Origin of the sequence: Burkholderia sp. MSh2, assembly GCF_000731655.1 — a bacterium.
GTDB classification, from domain to species: Bacteria; Pseudomonadota; Gammaproteobacteria; order Burkholderiales; family Burkholderiaceae; genus Burkholderia; species Burkholderia paludis.
The window spans coordinates 1-19,679 of the sequence record NZ_JPGM01000061.1; the positions used below are offsets into that span (position 1 = coordinate 1).

General features: G+C 68.6%; 20 protein-coding genes. 16 read left to right on the forward strand and 4 right to left on the reverse strand.

The window, feature by feature from the left end; genetic code table 11:
* Positions 1 to 294: 294 nt before the first annotated feature.
* From dapF to GQ57_RS30165, 9 genes are all read left to right on the forward strand, one after another.
* Positions 295 to 1,164, forward strand: coding sequence for a diaminopimelate epimerase (dapF, locus tag GQ57_RS30125; protein WP_031399690.1), 870 nt, complete (start codon positions 295 to 297; stop codon positions 1,162 to 1,164).
* 37 nt (positions 1,165 to 1,201) lie between these two features.
* On the forward strand, positions 1,202 to 1,930 hold the full coding sequence (locus GQ57_RS30130; protein WP_031399689.1) for a DUF484 family protein: 729 nt from the start codon (positions 1,202 to 1,204) through the stop codon (positions 1,928 to 1,930).
* A gap of 14 nt (positions 1,931 to 1,944) precedes the next feature.
* Positions 1,945 to 2,865 carry a tyrosine recombinase XerC gene (xerC, locus tag GQ57_RS30135; protein WP_031399688.1) on the forward strand — a complete coding sequence of 307 codons (921 nt, stop codon included), beginning with the start codon at positions 1,945 to 1,947 and terminating at the stop codon, positions 2,863 to 2,865.
* A gap of 76 nt (positions 2,866 to 2,941) precedes the next feature.
* A complete protein-coding gene (locus GQ57_RS30140) occupies positions 2,942 to 4,156 on the forward strand; it encodes a class I SAM-dependent rRNA methyltransferase (protein ID WP_034199783.1) in 1,215 nt (404 codons plus the stop codon).
* A 103-nt stretch (positions 4,157 to 4,259) separates the two neighbouring features.
* Positions 4,260 to 5,435: a CobW family GTP-binding protein gene (locus tag GQ57_RS30145; protein ID WP_174923200.1), complete on the forward strand. Its 1,176-nt coding sequence runs from the start codon at positions 4,260 to 4,262 to the stop codon at positions 5,433 to 5,435.
* Positions 5,436 to 5,920: 485 nt separating this feature from the next.
* Positions 5,921 to 6,337, forward strand: a complete 417-nt coding sequence (gene dksA, locus GQ57_RS30150) for an RNA polymerase-binding protein DksA (protein ID WP_006477498.1) — start codon at positions 5,921 to 5,923, stop codon at positions 6,335 to 6,337.
* A 242-nt stretch (positions 6,338 to 6,579) separates the two neighbouring features.
* A complete protein-coding gene (hslV, locus tag GQ57_RS30155; protein ID WP_031399685.1) occupies positions 6,580 to 7,116 on the forward strand; it encodes an ATP-dependent protease subunit HslV in 537 nt (178 codons plus the stop codon).
* Between the two features lie 10 nt (positions 7,117 to 7,126).
* The gene (hslU, locus tag GQ57_RS30160; RefSeq protein WP_031399684.1) at positions 7,127 to 8,470 is read left to right on the forward strand and encodes an ATP-dependent protease ATPase subunit HslU; all 1,344 of its coding nucleotides are present in this window, start codon (positions 7,127 to 7,129) and stop codon (positions 8,468 to 8,470) included.
* A gap of 196 nt (positions 8,471 to 8,666) precedes the next feature.
* Positions 8,667 to 9,032, forward strand: coding sequence for a hypothetical protein (locus tag GQ57_RS30165; RefSeq protein ID WP_034199784.1), 366 nt, complete (start codon positions 8,667 to 8,669; stop codon positions 9,030 to 9,032).
* 12 nt (positions 9,033 to 9,044) lie between these two features.
* On the opposite strand, the gene GQ57_RS30170 is transcribed toward GQ57_RS30165, so the two are convergent.
* From GQ57_RS30170 to GQ57_RS30180, 3 genes are all read right to left on the reverse strand, one after another.
* The gene (locus GQ57_RS30170) at positions 9,045 to 9,587 is read right to left on the reverse strand and encodes a response regulator transcription factor (RefSeq protein WP_031399682.1); all 543 of its coding nucleotides are present in this window, start codon (positions 9,585 to 9,587) and stop codon (positions 9,045 to 9,047) included.
* Between the two features lie 13 nt (positions 9,588 to 9,600).
* A complete protein-coding gene (locus tag GQ57_RS30175; protein WP_034199785.1) occupies positions 9,601 to 10,992 on the reverse strand; it encodes an ATP-binding protein in 1,392 nt (463 codons plus the stop codon).
* Positions 10,993 to 11,085: 93 nt separating this feature from the next.
* The gene (locus GQ57_RS30180; protein ID WP_031399680.1) at positions 11,086 to 11,310 is read right to left on the reverse strand and encodes a cysteine-rich CWC family protein; all 225 of its coding nucleotides are present in this window, start codon (positions 11,308 to 11,310) and stop codon (positions 11,086 to 11,088) included.
* Between the two features lie 283 nt (positions 11,311 to 11,593).
* On the opposite strand from GQ57_RS30180, the gene argB reads away from it, so the two are divergent.
* The 7 genes from argB to GQ57_RS30215 all read left to right on the forward strand — a co-directional run bounded on the left by argB (position 11,594) and on the right by GQ57_RS30215 (position 18,554).
* Positions 11,594 to 12,493: an acetylglutamate kinase gene (argB, locus tag GQ57_RS30185; protein WP_006490510.1), complete on the forward strand. Its 900-nt coding sequence runs from the start codon at positions 11,594 to 11,596 to the stop codon at positions 12,491 to 12,493.
* Complete coding sequence (locus GQ57_RS30190; RefSeq protein ID WP_034199786.1) at positions 12,490 to 13,281, forward strand: pyrimidine 5'-nucleotidase; 792 nt, start codon at positions 12,490 to 12,492, stop codon at positions 13,279 to 13,281. Before argB ends, GQ57_RS30190 begins: the two co-directional genes overlap by 4 nt.
* Positions 13,248 to 13,913, forward strand: coding sequence for a nucleoid occlusion factor SlmA (slmA, locus tag GQ57_RS30195; RefSeq protein WP_034199787.1), 666 nt, complete (start codon positions 13,248 to 13,250; stop codon positions 13,911 to 13,913). The genes GQ57_RS30190 and slmA overlap by 34 nt, the downstream gene beginning before the upstream one ends.
* 319 nt (positions 13,914 to 14,232) lie before the next feature.
* A complete protein-coding gene (metX, locus tag GQ57_RS30200) occupies positions 14,233 to 15,378 on the forward strand; it encodes a homoserine O-succinyltransferase MetX (protein ID WP_031399677.1) in 1,146 nt (381 codons plus the stop codon).
* The gene (gene metW / locus GQ57_RS30205; protein WP_031399676.1) at positions 15,375 to 15,983 is read left to right on the forward strand and encodes a methionine biosynthesis protein MetW; all 609 of its coding nucleotides are present in this window, start codon (positions 15,375 to 15,377) and stop codon (positions 15,981 to 15,983) included. The genes metX and metW overlap by 4 nt, the downstream gene beginning before the upstream one ends.
* Positions 15,984 to 16,090: 107 nt before the next feature.
* Complete coding sequence (locus tag GQ57_RS30210; protein WP_031399675.1) at positions 16,091 to 17,512, forward strand: AmpG family muropeptide MFS transporter; 1,422 nt, start codon at positions 16,091 to 16,093, stop codon at positions 17,510 to 17,512.
* Positions 17,502 to 18,554 (forward strand): M48 family metallopeptidase, encoded by a 1,053-nt coding sequence (locus tag GQ57_RS30215; protein WP_034199788.1) that lies wholly within the window; start codon positions 17,502 to 17,504, stop codon positions 18,552 to 18,554. The genes GQ57_RS30210 and GQ57_RS30215 overlap by 11 nt, the downstream gene beginning before the upstream one ends.
* 73 nt (positions 18,555 to 18,627) lie before the next feature.
* Here GQ57_RS30215 and GQ57_RS30220 read toward each other — a convergent pair whose 3' ends face one another.
* Positions 18,628 to 19,602: an AraC family transcriptional regulator gene (locus GQ57_RS30220; protein WP_031399673.1), complete on the reverse strand. Its 975-nt coding sequence runs from the start codon at positions 19,600 to 19,602 to the stop codon at positions 18,628 to 18,630.
* Positions 19,603 to 19,679: the final 77 nt, after the last annotated feature.

A 19,679-nucleotide genomic window follows, 5' to 3' on the forward strand; every position in this document is an offset into this window, starting at 1 on the left:
CTGCTCTGCCGCACGCGCCGCCGATCGGCCCTCCCCCGTTGCGCGACGCCATCGCCCGCCACGCCGCGCCGAACCATCTGCTCGCCGCGGCCCCGCGCAACCCGCCGCGCGGCCGGCGCCGGCCCCGCCGGCAGTTGCACCGGCGACGCGACCCGCCGGCCCGCGCGGGACGCCCCTGTCGGCTGCATGTATCATTTGCGGTTGAGATCAGCATGACGAACGAGGCCGCCCGGCGCGGCCGCAGGCCGTTCGCATCGTGCTGGCCGCCTTGTTCGCCATGGAATTCCGGACCCAGTGAAACTCTCGTTCACCAAGATGCACGGCGCGGGCAACGACTTCGTCGTGCTCGACGGCTATTCGCGCGCGTTGCCGCCGCTCACCGAAGCGCAGGTGCGCGCGCTCGCCAACCGCCACTTCGGCATCGGCGCCGACCAGTTGCTGCTCGTCGAGCGGCCGACCGTCGACGGCGCGGATTTCAAATACCGCATCTTCAATTGCGACGGCGGCGAGGTCGAACACTGCGGCAACGGCGCACGCTGCTTCGTGAAGTTCGTCAGCGACCGCGGCCTCACCGGCAGCCGCAGCGTGCGCGTGCAGGTGATGAAGGGGCTGATCACGTTGACGCTGCAGGACAACGGCGAAGTGGTGGTCGACATGGGCGCGCCGGTGTTCGCGCCGGCGCAGGTGCCGTTCGATGCGGCGGGCCTCGACGGCCGCACGGAGGGCCGCGACACGCTGTGGCCGCTCGACGTCGGCGGCGCGACGCGCTGGATCTCGACGGTGTCGATGGGCAACCCGCACGCGGTGCAGGTCGTCGACGACGCCGACGCATATCCGGTACGGGAGGAAGGCCCGCTGATCGAGCGCCACGCGCGCTTCCCGCAGCGCGTGAACGCCGGCTTCATGCAGATCCTGTCGCGCAGCGAGGTGAAGCTGCGCGTGTACGAACGCGGCGCGGGCGAGACGCTCGCGTGCGGCACCGGCGCCTGCGCGGCCGTCGCCGCCGGCATCCGGCGCGGCCTGCTCGATTCGCCCGTGACCGTGCACACGCACGGCGGCACGCTGACGATCGGCTGGGACGGCGCGCGCGACGAAGCCGCCGCGCTGACGATGGCCGGGCCCGCCACGACCGTGTTCGAAGGCGAGATCGACCTGAACGCCTGACCCTGCAACGTTACCGATAACTGAACGCGCCAGCCACATGAACGATCGCGAAGTCGCCGACTACCTGCTTGCCAACCCCGAATTCTTCGCGCGGCACGCCGAGCTGCTCGCGACGGTCCGCCTCGCGAACCCGCACGGCAAGGCCGCGATCTCGCTGCAGGAGCGGCAGATGGAGATGCTGCGCGACAAGAACAAGCATCTCGAGCGCCGGCTCGCCGAACTCGTGCGCTACGGCCACGAAAACGACGGCCTGTCCGCGAAGTTCAGCCGCTGGACGGCGCGCGTGATCGCGGAACGCGATCCGTACGCGCTGCCGCGCACGATCGCCGACGGCATTGCCGACGTGTTCGACGTGCCGCAGACGGCGCTGCGCGTGTGGGACGTCGCCGACACCTACTCGCAGGCCGACTTCGCACGCCAGGTCGGCGAGGAAGTGCGCCTGTTCACGAACGGCCTGTCGACGCCGTACTGCGGCGCGAACACGGGCTTCGAGGCCGCGCAGTGGCTCGCGCCCGCAGCCGCCTCGGCCGCGCACGCGGCGGAAGGCGCGGAAGCCGCGCCGGCCGGCGACGGCGCCGCCGCATCGGTCGCGCTGCTCGCGCTGCGCGCGCCGAATGCCGGCGCCGATGGCGACGCGCCGGCGTTCGGCCTGCTGGTGCTCGGCTCGCCCGATCCGCGCCGGTTCCACGACGGGATGGCCACCGATTTCCTCGCCCGGATCGCGACGCTCGCAAGCGCCGCGCTCACGCGCCTGCTGCCGCACTGAGTCCTGTTCACGCGATGACAGACGATCCGGTCGCCGCCTACCTGTCGAACCTGAAGCACGTCAGGCAGCTGTCGGAGCACACGCTGCGCGGGTACGCGCACGAGCTCGACGAGCTGAAGAAGCTCGCGGCCGGCCGGCCGCTCGACGCGCTGACGGCCGCCGACATGCGCGGCGCGGTCGCGCGCGCGCATGCGGGCGGGCTGTCGGCACGCTCGATCTCGCACCGGCTGTCCGCATGGCGCGCGTTCTACCGCTGGCTCGCGCAGCGCGTCGAGATGCCCGCGAACCCGGTTGCCGCGGTGCGCGCGCCGAAACGCGCGAAGACCTTGCCGAAGGCGCTGTCGGTCGACGATGCGTCGGCGCTGATGGACGCGCCGCTCGCCGGCACGACCGAAGGCATCCGCGATCACGCGATCCTCGAGTTGTTCTATTCGTCGGGGCTGCGCCTCGCCGAGCTGATCGGGCTCGACGTCGGGTACGCGCAGGCCGACGGCTACCGCTCGGCCGGCTGGCTCGATCTGGCCGAAGCCGAAGTCACCGTGCGCGGCAAGGGCAACAAGGAGCGCAAGGTGCCGGTCGGCCGCAAGGCGATCGATGCGCTGAACGCGTGGCTCGCGGTGCGCGGCGAATTCGTGAAGCACGACCCGCATCCGCTGTTCGTGTCCGTACGCGGCAACCGGATGTCGCCCGGGGTCGTGCGCGAGCGCGTGAAGCGTGCTGCGCTCGCCGCGGGCATCCCCGCCAACGTCCATCCGCACGTGCTGCGCCACTCGTTCGCGACGCACGTGCTGCAGTCGAGCGGCGACCTGCGCGCGGTGCAGGAGCTGCTCGGCCACGCGAGCGTCTCCGCGACGCAGGTCTATACGTCGCTCGACTTCCAGCATCTCGCGAAGATTTACGACAGCGCGCATCCGCGCGCGAAGAAGCGCGACTGACGCGCCTCCCGTGTTACCCGCCGCGCGCGGCAACCGGCAACGGTCCGCTTCGCGCACGGCCCATTTCGATCTCACCATGCAAACCGTCACCCTCAAGCCGTCCAAGGAAAAATCGCTGCTGCGCCGCCATCCGTGGATCTACGCCAATGCGATCGACCGCGTCGACGGCAAGCCCGCGCCCGGCGCGACCGTGATCGTGCGCGCGCACGACGGCCGCTTCCTCGCGCGCGGCGCCTACAGCCCGCAGTCGCAGATTCGCGTGCGCGTCTGGAGCTTCGACGAGAACGAGCCGATCGACCACGCGTTCTTCAAGCGCCGAGTGCAGCGCGCGGTCGCGCACCGCACGTCGATGGTGTCGGGCACGGGCGCGGTGCGGCTCGTGTTCGGCGAAGCCGACGGGCTGCCGGGGCTGATCGTCGACTACTACGTCGCGGACACCGCCGAAGCCGGCGCGGCGCCGCGCGGCCAGCTCGTCTGCCAGTTCATGGCCGCCGGCGTCGAGGCGTGGAAGGACGCGCTCGTCGCGGCGCTCACCGGCGCGACCGGCTGCCCGAACGTGTACGAGCGCTCGGACGTGTCGATCCGCGACAAGGAAGGGCTCGAACAGACGACCGGCGTGCTGGCCGGCGATGCGCCGCCGGCGACGCTGATCTCGAACGAAAACGGCGTGCGCTATCACGTCGACGTGCCGAACGGCCACAAGACGGGCTTCTACGTCGACCAGCGCGACAACCGCGCGCTCGTCGCGCAGTATGCGGCCGACCGCGACGTGCTGAACTGCTTCTGCTACACGGGCGGCTTCTCGCTCGCGGCGCTCAAGGGCGGCGCGAAGCGCGTCGTGTCGATCGATTCTTCGGGCGACGCGCTCGCGCTCGCGCAGCAGAACGTCGTGGCCAACGGCTTCGACGCCGCCCGCGCGACCTGGCTCGACGCCGACGCGTTCAAGACGCTGCGCCGCCTCGTCGACGAAGGCGAGCGTTTCGACCTGATCGTGCTCGACCCGCCGAAGTTCGCGCCGACCCGCGACAGCGTCGACCGCGCGGCGCGCGCGTACAAGGACATCAACCTGAGCGGCTTCAAGCTGCTGCGTCCGGGCGGCCTGCTGTTCACGTACTCGTGCTCGGGCGCGATCGACATGGACCTGTTCCAGAAGATCGTCGCGGGCGCCGCCGCCGACGCGAAGGTCGACGCGCGCATCCTGAAGCGGCTCGGCGCGGGCGTCGATCACCCGCTGCTCGCCGCGTTCCCGGAAGGCGAATATCTGAAGGGCCTGCTGTTGCAAATCGTCTGATCGCCCCGATCTACGCGCGTAACCGTCCGCCGGACGCCATTCCGCGCCCGGCGGATCCGCGCTCCCGCCCGTCGTTCGGACGACGGGCGGGGGCTTGACAGGTATGTTTCAATGGATGGTTGTGCGCCCCGGCTGGCAACGCCCGGGCGCGACGCACATCCTGGTTTTGACCCCGATTCACGAACCACAGGCGACCGACATGGCCACTCCCGTCACCATCCTTACCGGCTTCCTCGGCAGCGGCAAGACGACGCTGCTCAAGCGCATCCTGAACGAACAGCACGGCATGAAGATCGCCGTGATCGAGAACGAGTTCGGCGAAGAGAACATCGACAACGAAATCCTCGTGCAGGATTCGAACGAGCAGATCATCCAGATGAGCAACGGCTGCATCTGCTGCACGATCCGCGGCGACCTCGCCCGCGCGCTCGGCGACCTGGCCGCGAAGAAGCGCGAAGGCAAGCTCGACTTCGACCGCATCGTGATCGAAACCACCGGCCTGGCGAACCCCGGCCCCGTCGCGCAAACCTTCTTCATCGACAGCGAGATCGCCGACGATTTCCTGCTCGACGCGATCATCACGCTGGTCGACGCGAAGCACGCGAACGCGCAGCTCGACGAGCACGAGGTCGTGCAGCGCCAGGTCGGGTTCGCCGACCGCCTGTTCATCACGAAATCGGATCTCGTCGACGACCAGACCGTCGCCGGCCTCAAGCACCGGCTGCTGCACATGAACCCGAAGGCCGCGGTCAGGGTCGTGAACTTCGGCGAAGCGGACATCAAGGAAATCTTCGACCTGCGCGGCTTCAACCTGAACGCGAAGCTCGAGATCGACCCCGACTTCCTCGCCGAGGACGACCACGCGCACCACCACCACGATCACGGCCATGATCACGATCACGCGAATTGCGACCACGATCACGGCCAATGCGCGCACGATCACGACCACGGCCACCACCATCACCACCACGCGCACCACGACGACAAGATCAAGTCGTTCGTGTACCGCAACGACCGCCCGTTCGACCCGAACAAGCTGGAAGACTTCCTCGGCGGCATCCTGCAGATCTACGGCGAGCGGATGCTGCGCTACAAGGGCGTGCTGTTCATGAAGGGCGTCGACCGCAAGGTCGTGTTCCAGGGCGTGCACCAGATGATGGGCAGCGACCTCGCCGCGAAGTGGCTGCCGATCGAGAAGAAGACCAGCAAGATGGTGTTCATCGGCGTCGACCTGCCGCAGGACCTGATCACCGACGGCCTGGACGCCTGCCTCGCCTGACGCATCCGGGCGCCCGTTGCACGACCGTCATTCCAGGCGGCTGCGGCGGGCGCGCGGCGCCCTTTCCGGGCAGGGTTTCGCCGTCATCGCTTTTTCGCGATTTGCGCGTTATATTTTCTAGATATTGGCGCAGCCGACGGGGATCGACCCGATACGGCGCCCACTTGCGATTCAGTTACAATACGTGCCCGCTGGAGTACGGCAACAAATAGGCCCGGTTCTTGCTGAACCAGTTTTCCGGGCATCGCAACCGCGCCGGATCGCCAATCCGCCTCCCGGCCACGGCCGATGCGAAGTGCCGCGCAGCACACCGGTTCGCAGCGCGCGCAACTCCGCGCCAGGCCTATCCTGGTATTTGAGAACCGGTTTTCCAGAGGCTTTCGGCCCCGCGGCGGCAAATCGCAAATGATTGCAAGCGCGGTTGCGGGTAATCCCAAAGTGCAGGCAATATCTGTCGATTTGCCGCACATTGAAGAAGCAAGCAGATGACGAAGAAACTCTTGACCGAAGCCGAAATCCTGAAGATGAGCGACAAGGATTACATGAATGAGGATCAGCTCGCCTTCTTCAAAAATCGGCTCGAACAGTTGCAGGCGGACATCCTCAAGAATGCAGGCCAGACGACCGAGAACCTGCGCGAGACGGTGATCGTGCCCGATCCCGCCGATCGCGCGACGATCGAGGAAGAGCACGCGCTCGAGCTGCGTACGCGCGATCGCGAACGCAAGCTCCTCAAGAAGGTTCAGCAGTCGCTCGCCCGCATCGATTCCGGCGATTACGGCTGGTGCGAGGAAACCGGCGAGCCGATCGGCATTCCGCGGCTGCTCGCCCGTCCGACCGCCACGCTGTCGCTCGAGGCGCAGGAGCGCCGCGAGTTGCGCCAGAAGCTGTTCGGCGACTGATCGAGCGGCGTTCCGCTCCGACACGCTGCTTCCCGAAAGCGCGCGGCCTGCCGCGCGCTTTTTGTTTTTCCGGCACCGGTTCCCGGTGTGCCGGCCCGCCGATTTGCCGCCCGCCTCTTGATATCCCGGCGCCCGCCCTAAAATGAAACGGACGCGCGCCGGGCCGCTTCCCGGCGCACTGCGCTTTACGCGGCGGCGCCTCGCGCCGCCCGACTCTTCCCCGTTTTTCTCAAGGAACGCAGATGGAGCAATTTCACGGCACGACCATCGTTTCGGTCCGGCGCGGCGACAAGGTCGCGCTCGGCGGCGACGGCCAGGTAACCCTCGGCAACATCGTCATGAAGGGTGGCGCGCGGAAAGTGCGGCGGATCTACAACAACCAGGTGCTGGTCGGATTCGCGGGCGGCACCGCCGATGCGTTCTCGCTGCTCGACCGCTTCGAGGCGAAGCTCGAGAAGCACCAGGGCAACCTGACCCGTGCGGCCGTCGAGCTCGCGAAGGACTGGCGCACCGACCGGATGCTGCGTCGCCTCGAGGCGATGCTGATCACGGCCGATGCGACCACCACGCTCGTGATCACCGGCAACGGCGACGTGCTCGACCCCGAGGAAGGCATCTGCGCGATCGGCTCGGGCGGCGCGTATGCGCAGGCCGCGGCCCGCGCGCTCGCGGAGAACACCGATCTGTCGCCGCGCGAGATCGTGGAGAAGTCGCTCGAAATCGCCGGCGACATGTGCATCTATACGAACCACAACCGCATCATCGAAACGATCGAGTAAGGACAGCACCATGAGCACCATGACCCCTGCCGAGATCGTCTCGGAACTCGACAAGCACATCATCGGCCAGGCGAAGGCGAAGAAGGCCGTCGCGGTCGCGCTGCGCAACCGCTGGCGCCGCCAGCAGGTCGCCGATCCGCTGCGCCAGGAAATCACGCCTAAGAACATCCTGATGATCGGGCCGACGGGCGTCGGCAAGACCGAAATCGCGCGCCGCCTCGCGAAGCTCGCCGACGCGCCGTTCATCAAGATCGAAGCGACCAAGTTCACCGAAGTCGGCTACGTCGGCCGCGACGTCGACAGCATCGTGCGCGACCTGATCGAGATCTCGGTCAAGCAGACGCGCGAGACCGAGATGCGCAAGGTGCGCAGCAAGGCGACCGACCAGGCGGAAGACCGCATCCTCGACATCCTGCTGCCGCAGCCGCGCGCGGTGGGCTTCGGCGGCAACGCCGAGCACGCGAACGACGACAACAACGCGACGCGCCAGACGTTCCGCAAGCGCCTGCGCGAAGGCCAGCTCGACGACAAGGAAGTCGAACTCGACCTCGAGCAGCCGTCGGCCGGCATGGACATCATGGCGCCGCCGGGGATGGAAGAGATGACCGAGCAGATCCGCTCGATGTTCTCGAACCTCGGCAGCGGCAAGAAGCAACGCCGCAAGGTGAAGATCAAGGAAGCGCTGAAGCTGCTGACCGACGAGGAAGCGGCGAAGATGCTGAACGACGAGGAAGTGAAGACGAAGGCCGTGCAGAACGTCGAGCAGAACGGCATCGTGTTCCTCGACGAGATCGACAAGATCACGTCGCGCAACAACGAAGGCAGCGGCGGCGAAGTGTCACGCCAGGGTGTGCAGCGCGACCTGCTGCCGCTCGTCGAAGGCACGACGGTCAACACGAAGTACGGGATGGTGAAGACCGATCACATCCTCTTCATCGCGAGCGGCGCGTTCCACCTCGCGAAGCCGAGCGACCTGATTCCGGAACTGCAGGGCCGCTTCCCGATCCGCGTCGAGCTCGATTCGCTGTCGGTGAACGATTTCGAGGCGATCCTCGTCGCGACCGATGCGAGCCTCGTCAAGCAGTACCAGGCGCTGCTCGCGACCGAGGACGTGCAGCTCGAATTCGCCGACGACGGCATCCGCCGGCTGGCGGAGATCGCGTTCGCGGTCAACGAGAAAACCGAGAACATCGGCGCGCGCCGGCTGTACACGGTGATCGAGAAGCTGCTCGAGGAAGTGTCGTTCTCGGCCGGCAACCACGCCGGCGAGCGCGTGACGATCGACGCGCAGTATGTCGACCGCGCACTCGGCGAAGTGTCGCAGGACGAAGACCTGTCGCGCTACGTGCTGTAACGCGCGCGGCACGCGTTGCCGGCTGCGGAACGGGCGGTTCCTTGTTCGGGGCCGCCCGTTTTCGTTTGCGCGACGCGCGCATGCGAAGCCGCCCTCTGGCCGGCATCCGGATCGCGACCTATCATGACGTCTGCCGGGCGCATCGTTCGCCCGCCCGCCGGTTCGCCGGCCTGCCGTCACCGGGTCGCTCTCGACGATGATCGTCTACCCTTCCATCGCCGGCCGTGTCGTGCCGGAATTGCGGTCGCTGACGCGCGCCGACCTCCGCTGGATCTTCCTGCGGATCCGGCGCGACTCGCGCCGCCGCTACTACGTCGCGCTGTCGCTGGCGTTGCTGGGCTCGCTCGCCGGCGCCACGCTGCTGATACTGCCGGTGTTCGCCGGCATCTCGTTCGCGATGCGCGGGATGCTGTCCGCGTCGGCCCTGTCCGGCCTGGCGGGCGCGGTGTGCGGCGTGATCGCCGTGCACGTCGGCTACGCGATCGAAACCGCGCTGATGACGCTCCAGCTCAAGCCGGAAATCGCCGCGCGGCTCGCGCGCGACCGCCTCCCGGCCGCCTGAGCCGCCCGCCACTTACTGCCGGACCGGCTTCTTCGCGAGCTTGCGCTGCAGCGTGCGGCGGTGCATGTTCAGCGCGCGCGCGGTTGCCGAGATGTTGTTGTTGTTCTCGGACAATACGCGCTGGATGTGCTCCCATTCGAGCCGGTCGACCGACAGCACCACCGGATTCTCGAGCGCTTCGTCGGCCTGCACCTCGGTCGCGTTGGTCTGCAGCGCGGCCAGGATCGACTCGACGTTCGCGGGTTTCGCGAGATAGTTGTCGGCGCCTTCCTTCACGGCCTGCACGGCGGTCGCGATGCTCGCGTAGCCGGTCAGCACCAGGATCCGCGCATCGGGCTGCAGGTCGCACAGCGGCGCGATCAGGCTCAGGCCCGAATCCTCGCCCAGGTGCAGGTCGACCGTGATGAACTGGAACTTGCCGCCGGCCGCGAGCCTGAGCGCCGTCTCCTTGTCGTGCGCCTGCTGGACCGCGTAACCGCGGCGCTCGAGGCCGCGCGCGAGCGTGCCCGCGAACACCTCGTTGTCGTCGATCACCAGGAAATTGTTCTCGCTCATGTGGTTTCTCCGTCTACGTGTTGGTTGAGGCGGCCGGCGCCGCGACGCGCACGACCGGCAGGCGCAGCACGGCGCGCGTGCCGCGCGCGGCGGCCGCACGGCTGTCCGGCGTGCCGGCCGCGTGCGGCCCCGTGCGGGGGCCCGATCCCGCCGGGGCGTGACCGTTCGCCGCACTGCGTCCGTTGCCGCCCGCGGCGCGCGGCGCGACATCGGACAGTTCGATTTCGCCGCCGAGCCGCGCGGCCGCGCTGAACGCGAGATACAGGCCGACCCCGTGCCCGCCCTGCGTGCTGTCGACCGGCATCGCGCCGAGCGATTCGCGCAGCGCGGCCGGAATGCCGGGCCCGTCGTCGCATACCTCGAATTCAATCTCGTCGGCCGCGCCGCCGTGCGCGACCTTCGCGGCCAGCGTCACGCGCTGCGGGCTCGCCCGCGCCGCATTGTCGAGCAGGATCGTCAGGATCTGGCCGGCCGCGACCGTGTCGTCGAGCGCGACGCCCGCCGGTCGCGCGCCGAGCAGCTCGAACTGCACGTGAGGATGCCGCAGGCGCCAGTGCTCGACGAACGTGTCGAGCCAGTCGTCGACCGGCTGGCGGCTGGCGGGTGCGCTCGCGCGGCTGCGCAGGCGTGCGAGCGCGGACGTGCAGAGCGTCATCTGCTCCTCGAGCACCTTCAGGTCGGCCTCGTAGCGAGCCAGCCCCGGATCGGCGCGCGCCGCATCGCGCAGCTCCTCGGCGAGCATCGCGATCGTCGACAGCGGCGTGCCCATCTCGTGCGCGACGGTGGCGGCCTGCACGCCGAGCGCGACCGCGCGCTCGTCGCGCAGCAGGTGTTGCTGGGCCGCGCCGAGCGCCGCGTCGCGCTGGCGCAGCGCGTTCGACATGCGTGCGACGAACCATGCGATCAGCCCGACGCTGACCATGAAGTTCGCCCACATCCCGGTGCGGTAGTAGTCGAACAGGTTCGCGGGATTGTCCAGGTTGAGCGGCACCGAATCGAAGCCGAGCGCCGCGTAGCAGGCGACCGCGAACGCCGCGAGCCAGATCATCAGGTGCCATGGCAGCACGGCGGCCGCGATCGCGAGCGAAGGCAGGTACAGCGACACGAACGGATTGGTCGTGCCGCCCGACAGGAACAGCAGCGCGGACAGCGCGCCGAGGTCGACCCACAGCTGGCCGAGCAGCTCGAAATTGGTCTCGGGCCGCGCGCGCAGCACGCGCACCCAGGTCAGCGCGTTGAAAACGATTTCGAGCGCGATGACCATCAGCATCGCCGGCAACGGCAGATGCACGCCGAAATAGGTCTGTACGACGCCGATCGTCACGAGCTGGCCGATGATCGCGAGATTGCGGAGCCAGAACAGGTGACTGAGGTTGACGCGCCCGGTGGTGGTGATTCGTTGCATCCGGGCAGTTTACCCGTTTAGCGGGCAACGCCCCTAGCGGGGACGGATCGAAGCGCCGCGAACCGGCCCGCGGCGCGGCGCCGGCAGCCGCCGTCAGCCGGCCGCGCCGGCCATCCGCTGGGCGATCTCGTCGGCCAGGCATTCGGGGCAGCGGCAGCGCGCGCCGGCGGCCGGCGGCACGCCGCCGGGCAGCGCCGGCATCGACGCGCACCAGCAGTCGAACGGCTGCGTGCGGGCGCCGCAGTCGAAGCCGCGCCCGCAGTGCGGGCAGCGCGCACGGCGCGGAGCGGGACGGGCGTCGACGGCGGAATCGGTCATGGCGCAATCGCGGAAGCGGGCGGGAAGTCGCCCCACGCGACAAGCATAGCGCGGCACACGGAATTTGCACGCCCGCCGTCCGGCCGATGCGGGCCGCGAACCGCCCCGCCGACGGTCCGGCGCACCGCCGCCCGCATCGCGCCGCGCCATAGCCGGCGGGCCGCCGCGCGCCGCGCCCACCCGTCGCCGACGGTGTTCCGGCCCGTCCAAAAACCCGATGCTGCGCTGCGCCACTCCTGTACAATTCGCCGTGTTTCAACCGTTCCCAGCCAGAGCCGCCGCCATGTCCGAGCCCATCGACCTCTCGCAGATCGCCCCCACGCTGAAAGCAGAAATCCTCGCCGAGGCGCTGCCGTATATCCGCCGCTACCACGGCAAGACCGTGGTCATCAAATACGGCGGCAACGCGATGACGGAAGAGCGGCTCAAGCAAGGCTTCGCGCGCGACGTGATCCTGCTGAAACTGGTCGGCATCAACCCGGTGATCGTCCACGGCGGCGGTCCGCAGATCGATCATGCGCTGAAGAAGATCGGCAAGGCCGGCACCTTCATCCAGGGCATGCGCGTCACCGACGAAGAGACGATGGAAGTCGTCGAGTGGGTGCTGGGCGGCGAAGTGCAGCAGGACATCGTGATGCTGATCAACCACTTCGGCGGCCACGCGGTGGGCCTGACGGGCAAGGACGGCGGCCTGATCCACGCGCGCAAGCTGCTGATGCCGGACCGCGACAACCCGGGCCAGTACATCGACATCGGCCAGGTCGGCGAGGTCGAGGCGATCAACCCGGCGGTTGTGAAGGCGCTGCAGGACGACGCGTTCATCCCGGTGATCTCGCCGATCGGCTTCGGCGAAGACGGCCTCTCGTACAACATCAATGCCGACCTGGTCGCGGGCAAGCTCGCCACGGTGCTGAACGCCGAGAAGCTGCTGATGATGACCAACATCCCGGGCGTGATGGACAAGGACGGCAACCTGCTGACCGACCTGTCCGCGCGCGAGATCGACGCGCTGTTCGAGGACGGCACGATCTCGGGCGGCATGCTGCCGAAGATCTCGTCGGCGCTCGACGCGGCGAAGAGCGGCGTGAAGTCGGTGCATATCGTCGACGGCCGCATCGAGCATTCGGTGCTGCTGGAAATCCTGACCGAGCAGCCGTTCGGCACGATGATCCGCTCGCATTGAGCGCGCGCCGCACCTCCACCCGCCCCGACCTGCCGGCGTCGCTGCGACGCCGGCGCATCTCCCGCAGCCGGCCGCGCGCCGGCTCGCCCGTCTGGCTGTTCGATCTCGACAACACGCTGCACCACGCATCGCACGCGATCTTTCCGGAGATCAACCGCGCGATGACGCAGTACATCATCGACGCGCTGCAGGTCGAGCGCGCCGAGGCCGACCGCCTGCGCACCGGCTACACGCAGCGCTACGGCGCCGCGCTCCTCGGCCTCACCCGCCATCACCCGATCGATCCGCACGACTTCCTGCGCGTGGTCCACACGTTCGCCGATCTGCCCGCGATGGTACGCGCCGAGCGCGGTCTCGCGCACATCATCGCCGCGCTGCCGGGCCGCAAGTTCGTGCTGACCAATGCGCCGGAGAACTACGCGCGCGCGGTGCTGCGCGAGCTGCGCATCGAACGGCTGTTCGAACGCGTGATCGCGATCGAGCACATGCGCGACCGCCGCACGTGGCGCGCGAAGCCCGATCACACGATGCTGCGCCGGACGCTGCGCGCCGTGCATGCGCGGCTCGCCGACGCGATCCTCGTCGAGGATACGCTCGGCCACCTGAAGCGCTACAAGCGCCTCGGCATCGGCACGGTGTGGATCACCGGCCACCTGCCCGGCCATCTGCCGGGCACCGGACGCCCGCTTTATGTCGACCAGCGCATTCGTTCGCTAAAATCGCTGCGACAGGGCACACGATCGGGGCGACAGAAATGCAGCCGACTTACCCGCAGGACCCAGCCGTAACGGAAGACCAGGCCACACCGTCCCGCCGGCGCCCGAAGCCGGGCGAGCGGCGCGTGATGATCCTGCAGACGCTCGCCGCGATGCTCGAGGCGCCGAAACCCGAGAAGATCACGACCGCCGCGCTCGCGGCCCGGCTCGAGGTATCGGAAGCCGCGCTGTACCGGCATTTCACCAGCAAGGCCAAGATGTACGAAGGCCTGATCGAGTTCATCGAGCAGGCGCTGTTCGGCCTCGTCAACCAGATCGTCGCGAAGGAGCCGAACGGCGTGCAACAGGCGCGCACGATCGCGCTGACGATGCTCAATTTCGCCGCGAAGAACCCCGGCATGACCCGCGTGCTGACCGGCGAGGCGCTGGTCGGCGAGGACGAGCGGCTCGCCGAACGCGTGAACCAGCTGCTCGACCGCATCGAGGCGACCGTCAAGCAATGCCTGCGGGTCGCGCGCACCGAGGCGGACGCGCCGCAGGACGGCGCGGCGCCGCTCGTGCTGCCGGCCGACTACGATCCGGCCGCGCGCGCGAGCCTGCTCGTCAGCTACGTGATCGGCCGGTGGCACCGCTTCGCGAAGGGCGGGTTCCAGAAGCCCCCCGGCGAGCAGGCCGATGCGCATTTGCGGTTGATCCTGCAGTGACCTGCGCGTGACGCGCACGCTCGCGACGCGGCGGCCGCTGCGCCGCGCGCGCCGCCATGGCCGGACGCGCCCGCCCGCGGCAATCCGCCCCGGAAGGATTTCCGCTATACTTTGCCGACCGTCGCCCCTTGGCGACAGGTCGGAAGCGCGCCGATTTGCTGACTCGATTGCGGGCGCGCGAACCGGCCGGGCACCGATTCGTCGTTGTCCCGGCGGTTCACTACAAATGCGGCTAAAGAGGTCGTCAGCCGCGCATCTCCGACTCCGCGCCTCGCCGACACCATTTAGCCGCCCAGTCATAAGGCATAAGGCGGAACGAATGGAATCGATCGGCATCGTCGCTCCACAGACCATGCACTTCGCCGAACCGCTGCGCTTGCAAAGCGGCAGCGTGATCGGCAACTATCAGCTCGTCGTCGAGACCTACGGCGAACTCAACGCCGCGCGCTCGAACGCGGTGCTCGTCTGCCACGCGCTCAACGCGTCGCATCACGTCGCCGGCGTCTACGCGGACGATCCGCGCAGCACCGGCTGGTGGGACAACATGGTCGGGCCCGGCAAGCCCCTCGACACCAACCGCTTCTTCGTGATCGGCGTGAACAACCTCGGCTCGTGCTTCGGCTCGACCGGCCCGATGAGCACCGATCCGTCGACCGGCAAGCCGTACGGCGCACGCTTTCCGGTCGTGACCGTCGAGGACTGGGTGCACGCGCAGGCGCGCGTCGCCGACGCGTTCGGCATCGAACGCTTCGCCGCGGTGATGGGCGGCAGCCTCGGCGGCATGCAGGCGCTCGCGTGGAGCCTGATGTATCCGGAGCGCGTCGCGCACTGCATCGACGTCGCATCGACGCCGAAACTGTCCGCGCAGAACATCGCGTTCAACGAGGTCGCGCGCTCGGCGATCCTGTCCGATCCCGACTTCCACGGCGGCGACTACTACGCGCACGGCGTGAAGCCGAAGCGGGGCTTGCGCGTCGCGCGGATGATCGGCCACATCACCTACCTGTCCGACGACGACATGGCCGAGAAATTCGGCCGCGCGCTGCGCCGCGCCGACGGCGCGCTCGACGCGTACAACTTCAGCTTCGACGTCGAATTCGAGGTCGAGTCGTACCTGCGCTACCAGGGCGACAAGTTCGCCGACTACTTCGACGCGAACACTTACCTGCTGATCACGCGCGCGCTCGACTACTTCGATCCGGCGAAGGCGTTCGACGGCAACCTGACGGCCGCGCTCGCGCACACCCAGGCGAAGTACCTGATCGCGAGCTTCACGACCGACTGGCGTTTCGCGCCCGCGCGTTCGCGCGAGATCGTGAAGGCGCTGCTCGACAACAAGCGCACGGTCAGCTACGCGGAAATCGACGCGCCGCACGGCCACGACGCGTTCCTGCTCGACGACGCGCGCTATCACAACCTGATTCGCGCCTATTACGAACGAATCGCCAACGAGGTGGGCGCATGAACCAGCAAGCGCTGAATTCCCTGTCCGCACGCGCGGACTTCCGCGCGATCGCCCGCTGGGTCGAGCCGCGCGGCACCGTGCTCGATCTCGGCTGCGGCGACGGCTCGCTGCTGTCGCTGCTGATGGAGGAGCTGGACGTCACCGGCTACGGCATCGAACTGAACGATGCGGGCGTGCTCGCGAGCACGAAGAACGGCATCAACGTGATCCAGCAGAACCTGGAGGACGGGCTGCGCCTGTTCGAGGACCACAGCTTCGATTTCGCGATCCTGTCGCAGACGCTGCAGACGATCCACCAGACGGCCGCGATCCTGCGCGAAACCGCGCGGGTCGGGCGCGAATGCATCGTGTCGTTCCCGAACTTCGGCTACTGGGCGCACCGGCTGTCGGTGCTGCGCGGCCGCATGCCGGTGTCGAAGTCGCTGCCGTACCAGTGGCACAACACGCCGAACGTGCGGGTGCTGACGATCAAGGATTTCGAGGCGCTCGCGCCGGAAGTCGGCGTGACGATCCTCGACCGCATCGTGCTGCACGAAGGCCAGCCGATTCGGTGGGGAGCGAACTGGCGTGGTAGTCTTGCTGTCTACCGCGTCAAGCGCAGCTGAGCCGGAGAGCCGTCGACGGAAGCTCCGTTTCGCACGCGCAAGCGGCCGCCCCTCCTGCGCCGCTTGCGCCGCCGCCGCAATCCGTCAACGCCACACAGCTCCATTCCATGTCGAAAACGCCACACGAGGCGCCCGCACTCACCGCTCACGAGGATCACCCCGGCTGGCGAGCCTATCTGAACACGCACATGCTGATCTGCGTGTTCCTGGGTTTCACGTCGGGTCTGCCCCTCTTCACGCTCGTCTACCTCGTGCAGGCATGGCTGCGCTCCGAGGGCGTGAACCTGAAGGAAATCGGCCTGTTCGCGCTGATCCAGTTCCCGTATACGTGGAAGTTCCTGTGGGCGCCGCTGATGGATCGCTACATCCCGCGCCTGCCCGGCTGGCGGCCGGGCCGCCGGCGCGGCTGGATGCTGCTCACGCAGCTGCTGGTCGCGGGCGCGATCGCCGCGCTCGGTTTCGTGTCGCCGCGCGACTCGATCTGGACGGTGGCCGCGCTCACGACGCTCGTCGCGTTCTTCGGCGCGAGCTCCGACATCGTGATCGACGCGTACCGCCGCGAACTGCTGCGCGACACCGAGCAGGGCCTCGGCAACGCGGTGCACGTGAACGCGTACAAGCTCGCCGCGCTGATCCCCGGCTCGCTGGCGCTGATCCTGTCCGACCACATGCCGTGGGACGCCGTGTTCGCGCTCACCGGCGCATTCATGCTGCCGGGCATCCTGATGACGCTGTTCGTGCGCGAGCCCGAAGTGGCCGGCGCGCCGCCGCGCAACCTGCGCGACGCGATCGTGCTGCCGTTCCGCGAATTCATCCAGCGCGACGGCTGGGCCGGCGCGCTGCTCGTGATCGCGTTCATCTTCCTGTTCAAGATCGGCGACACGATGGCCACCACGCTGTCGACCTCGTTCTTCCTCGACATCGGCTTCTCGCGCACCGAAATCGGCATCGTCGCGAAAACCACCGCGCTCGTCGCGAGCGTCGCCGGCGGCATCATCGGCGGCATCTGGCTCGTGAAGATCGGCATCGGCCGCGGGCTGTGGATCTTCGGCGCGCTGCAGATGGTGTCGACGCTCGGCTTCGCGTGGCTCGCGCAGCTCGGCCCCGGCTCGCCGGTGCTCGCGATGCTCTACGACTTCACCGTGTCGACCAGCCATGCGATCGCATCCGCGCTGTCGATCCTCGGCATCGCCGTCACGCCGCAATTCAGCCCGATGACGGTCGCGCTCGCACTCGTCTACGGCTTCGAAACCTTCACGACCGGCCTGACGATGGCCGCATTCGTCGCGTATATCGCGAGCACGACCGACCCGCGCTATACGGCCACACAGTTCGCGCTGTTCACGAGCCTCGCGTCGGTGCCGCGCACGCTCGCCTCGGCGGCGAGCGGCTTCATCGTCGCGAAGATCGGCTGGTTCGACTACTTCATCGTCTGCACCGCGCTCGCGATTCCCGGCATGCTGCTGCTGTTCAAGATCGCGCCGTGGAACGGCGCCGCACGCAACGGCGAGGCCAGCCGTGCGCAGTAACCGCCCGCGCCGCGTCGCGCGCATTGCGGCTTCGTTGAGCATCGGTGCGGCGGCGCTTGCCGCGACGTTCGTGCACGCGGCCGACACGGGCGCGACCGCGGCGGGCTCCCCGCCGACCGCCGCGCCGCCCGCGCCGGCACCCGCGACGCCCGCCGCGCCCGTCCCGCCGTCCGCCGCCGAAGCCGCGCAGCCGACCGGCGCCGCTGCGCCGGCGAAGACCGCCGACGCGCAGACGCCTCAGCAGCTTCGCTACGGCAACGCCATCGCGTTCCGCACGCTGATCCCGTCGCCGCTGCTCGAACAGCTCACCGCGAACGAATACATGCAGATCGTGCAGGCGGCGGCCGACAGCGACCGCCTGCTGCCCGCGAACCAGCCGCGCGTGAAGCGCCTGCGTGCGATCGTCGCGAAGCTCGCGCCGTATTCGGTGAAGTGGAACGACCGCGTGAAGAACTGGGCGTGGGAGGTCAACGCGATCCGCTCGCGCGACATCCGGCTCACCTGCCTGCCCGGCGGCAAGGTGCTCGTGTACGGCGGCATGCTCGACCGCGTCCATCTGAACGACGACGAACTCGGCGTGCTGCTGGCGCACGGCATCGCGCACGCGCTGCGCGAGCACGCGCGCAGCAACTTCAGCGCGACCTCGCAAACCTCGCTGCGCGCCGCCGCGCTGCCGCCGCTGTTCGGCCTCGGCGATCCGCTGCCGCCGGCGCTGAACCTCGGCGAGCGCCTGCAATCGCTGCACTACGATCCGACCGACGAAACCGAGGCCGACGTGATCGGCGGCGACATCGCCGCCCGCGCGGGCTTCGACCCGCGCGCGGCGATCACGCTGTGGGACAAGCTCGCGATCGCGACGCGTGCGAACAAGGCGACGGGTTTCATCTACACGCACCCGTACAGCACGGCCCGGCGCCAGGATCTTCTGAATCGCCTGCCGGACCTGATGCCGTTGTACGCGAAGGCAATCGGCAAGCGCGTCGACACGCTGCCCGACTATGCGGGCATCAGCGCGCAACGGCGCAAGGTCGTGCGGCGCTAAGGCCTGCTCACGCCGATAACGGGCTCGCCAACGCGCCCTTGCGCCCGCAGGGCAGGATTGGCGTGAACAGACCCTAGGCGTCGACGTCCGCTCCGGCGGACTGGTCGATCGCCGCGCGCTCGCCGGGCGTCCGGCTGCCGCTCTCCCGCATCCAGCGCACCTCGTCACCCGGGCTGCGGCCGAACAGCCGCTTGAATTCGCGGCTGAACTGCGACGCGCTCGCATAACCGACGCGCGCGGCCGCGGTGCCGGCGCCGACCCCGTCCTGCACCATCATCAACCGCGCCTGATGCAGGCGCGCCGCCTTCACGTACTGCATCGGCGACGTCGCCGTCACGTGCTTGAACTGCGCATGGAACACCGCGAGACTCATCCCGGCTTCGCGCGCGAGCGTCTCGACGTCGAGGTCGGCCGTCAGCTCCGCGTGGATGCGCCGCAGCGCCTTCGCGATGCGGCCGAAGTGATGCTGCTGCACGAGCGCCGCGCGGATCGCGTCGCCCTGCGCGCCCGTCAGCACGCGGTATGCGATCTCGCGCATGATCCCGGGCCCCAGCACGCGCGTGTCGTGCGGCGACGCCAGCGCTTCGAGCAGCCGCACGACCGCGTCGGCCAGCGGCGCGTCGAGCGCCGTCGAATAGACGCCGAGCGGCTCGCTGACGGCCGCGCCGAGCGTCTCGTCGAGCAGGATCGCAAGCTCGGCGATCACGGCGAGATCGACGCGGATCGAGATCGCGAGGAACGGCTCGTCCATGCTGGCGAACGTCTCGCATTCGAACGGCAGCGGCACCGACAGCACCAGGTACTGCTGCGCGTCGTAGACGAACGAACGATCGCCGAGATAACCGAGCTTGCGCCCCTGGCACACGACGATGATGCTCGGCTCGTACAGCACGGGCATGCGCGGGCCCGGACGGCTCACGCGGATGAAGCGCACGCCGTCGAGCGCCGCGCGTGTGTCGCCCTCGTTCGGCGCGAGGCGCGTGTGCAACTCGATCATGCGGCGCTGCACGCGCTCGCCCGCGTCGGCGAAAAGAGGCTGGAAGCTCATCGGCGGGTCCTGTACGGCAAGAGAATCTGGCTCGCAATGTAGCACCTGGAACGCATTTTGACGGCTGTTCGCATGCA

What these genes read in the sequence shown, in the direction of transcription:
- metX (WP_031399677.1), top strand. Translation starts at nt 14,233, where the DNA reads ATGGAATCGATCGGCATCGTCGCTCCACAGACCATGCACTTCGCCGAA.
- slmA (WP_034199787.1), top strand. Translation starts at nt 13,248, where the DNA reads ATGCAGCCGACTTACCCGCAGGACCCAGCCGTAACGGAAGACCAGGCC.
- GQ57_RS30130 (WP_031399689.1), top strand. Translation starts at nt 1,202, where the DNA reads ATGAACGATCGCGAAGTCGCCGACTACCTGCTTGCCAACCCCGAATTC.
- GQ57_RS30145 (WP_174923200.1), top strand. Translation starts at nt 4,260, where the DNA reads ATGTTTCAATGGATGGTTGTGCGCCCCGGCTGGCAACGCCCGGGCGCG.
- GQ57_RS30140 (WP_034199783.1), top strand. Translation starts at nt 2,942, where the DNA reads ATGCAAACCGTCACCCTCAAGCCGTCCAAGGAAAAATCGCTGCTGCGC.
- GQ57_RS30220 (WP_031399673.1), bottom strand. Translation starts at nt 19,602, where the DNA reads ATGAGCTTCCAGCCTCTTTTCGCCGACGCGGGCGAGCGCGTGCAGCGC.
- metW (WP_031399676.1), top strand. Translation starts at nt 15,375, where the DNA reads ATGAACCAGCAAGCGCTGAATTCCCTGTCCGCACGCGCGGACTTCCGC.
- hslV (WP_031399685.1), top strand. Translation starts at nt 6,580, where the DNA reads ATGGAGCAATTTCACGGCACGACCATCGTTTCGGTCCGGCGCGGCGAC.
- GQ57_RS30180 (WP_031399680.1), bottom strand. Translation starts at nt 11,310, where the DNA reads ATGACCGATTCCGCCGTCGACGCCCGTCCCGCTCCGCGCCGTGCGCGC.
- hslU (WP_031399684.1), top strand. Translation starts at nt 7,127, where the DNA reads ATGAGCACCATGACCCCTGCCGAGATCGTCTCGGAACTCGACAAGCAC.
- GQ57_RS30210 (WP_031399675.1), top strand. Translation starts at nt 16,091, where the DNA reads ATGTCGAAAACGCCACACGAGGCGCCCGCACTCACCGCTCACGAGGAT.
- GQ57_RS30170 (WP_031399682.1), bottom strand. Translation starts at nt 9,587, where the DNA reads ATGAGCGAGAACAATTTCCTGGTGATCGACGACAACGAGGTGTTCGCG.
- GQ57_RS30175 (WP_034199785.1), bottom strand. Translation starts at nt 10,992, where the DNA reads ATGCAACGAATCACCACCACCGGGCGCGTCAACCTCAGTCACCTGTTC.
- xerC (WP_031399688.1), top strand. Translation starts at nt 1,945, where the DNA reads ATGACAGACGATCCGGTCGCCGCCTACCTGTCGAACCTGAAGCACGTC.
- GQ57_RS30165 (WP_034199784.1), top strand. Translation starts at nt 8,667, where the DNA reads ATGATCGTCTACCCTTCCATCGCCGGCCGTGTCGTGCCGGAATTGCGG.
- dksA (WP_006477498.1), top strand. Translation starts at nt 5,921, where the DNA reads ATGACGAAGAAACTCTTGACCGAAGCCGAAATCCTGAAGATGAGCGAC.
- argB (WP_006490510.1), top strand. Translation starts at nt 11,594, where the DNA reads ATGTCCGAGCCCATCGACCTCTCGCAGATCGCCCCCACGCTGAAAGCA.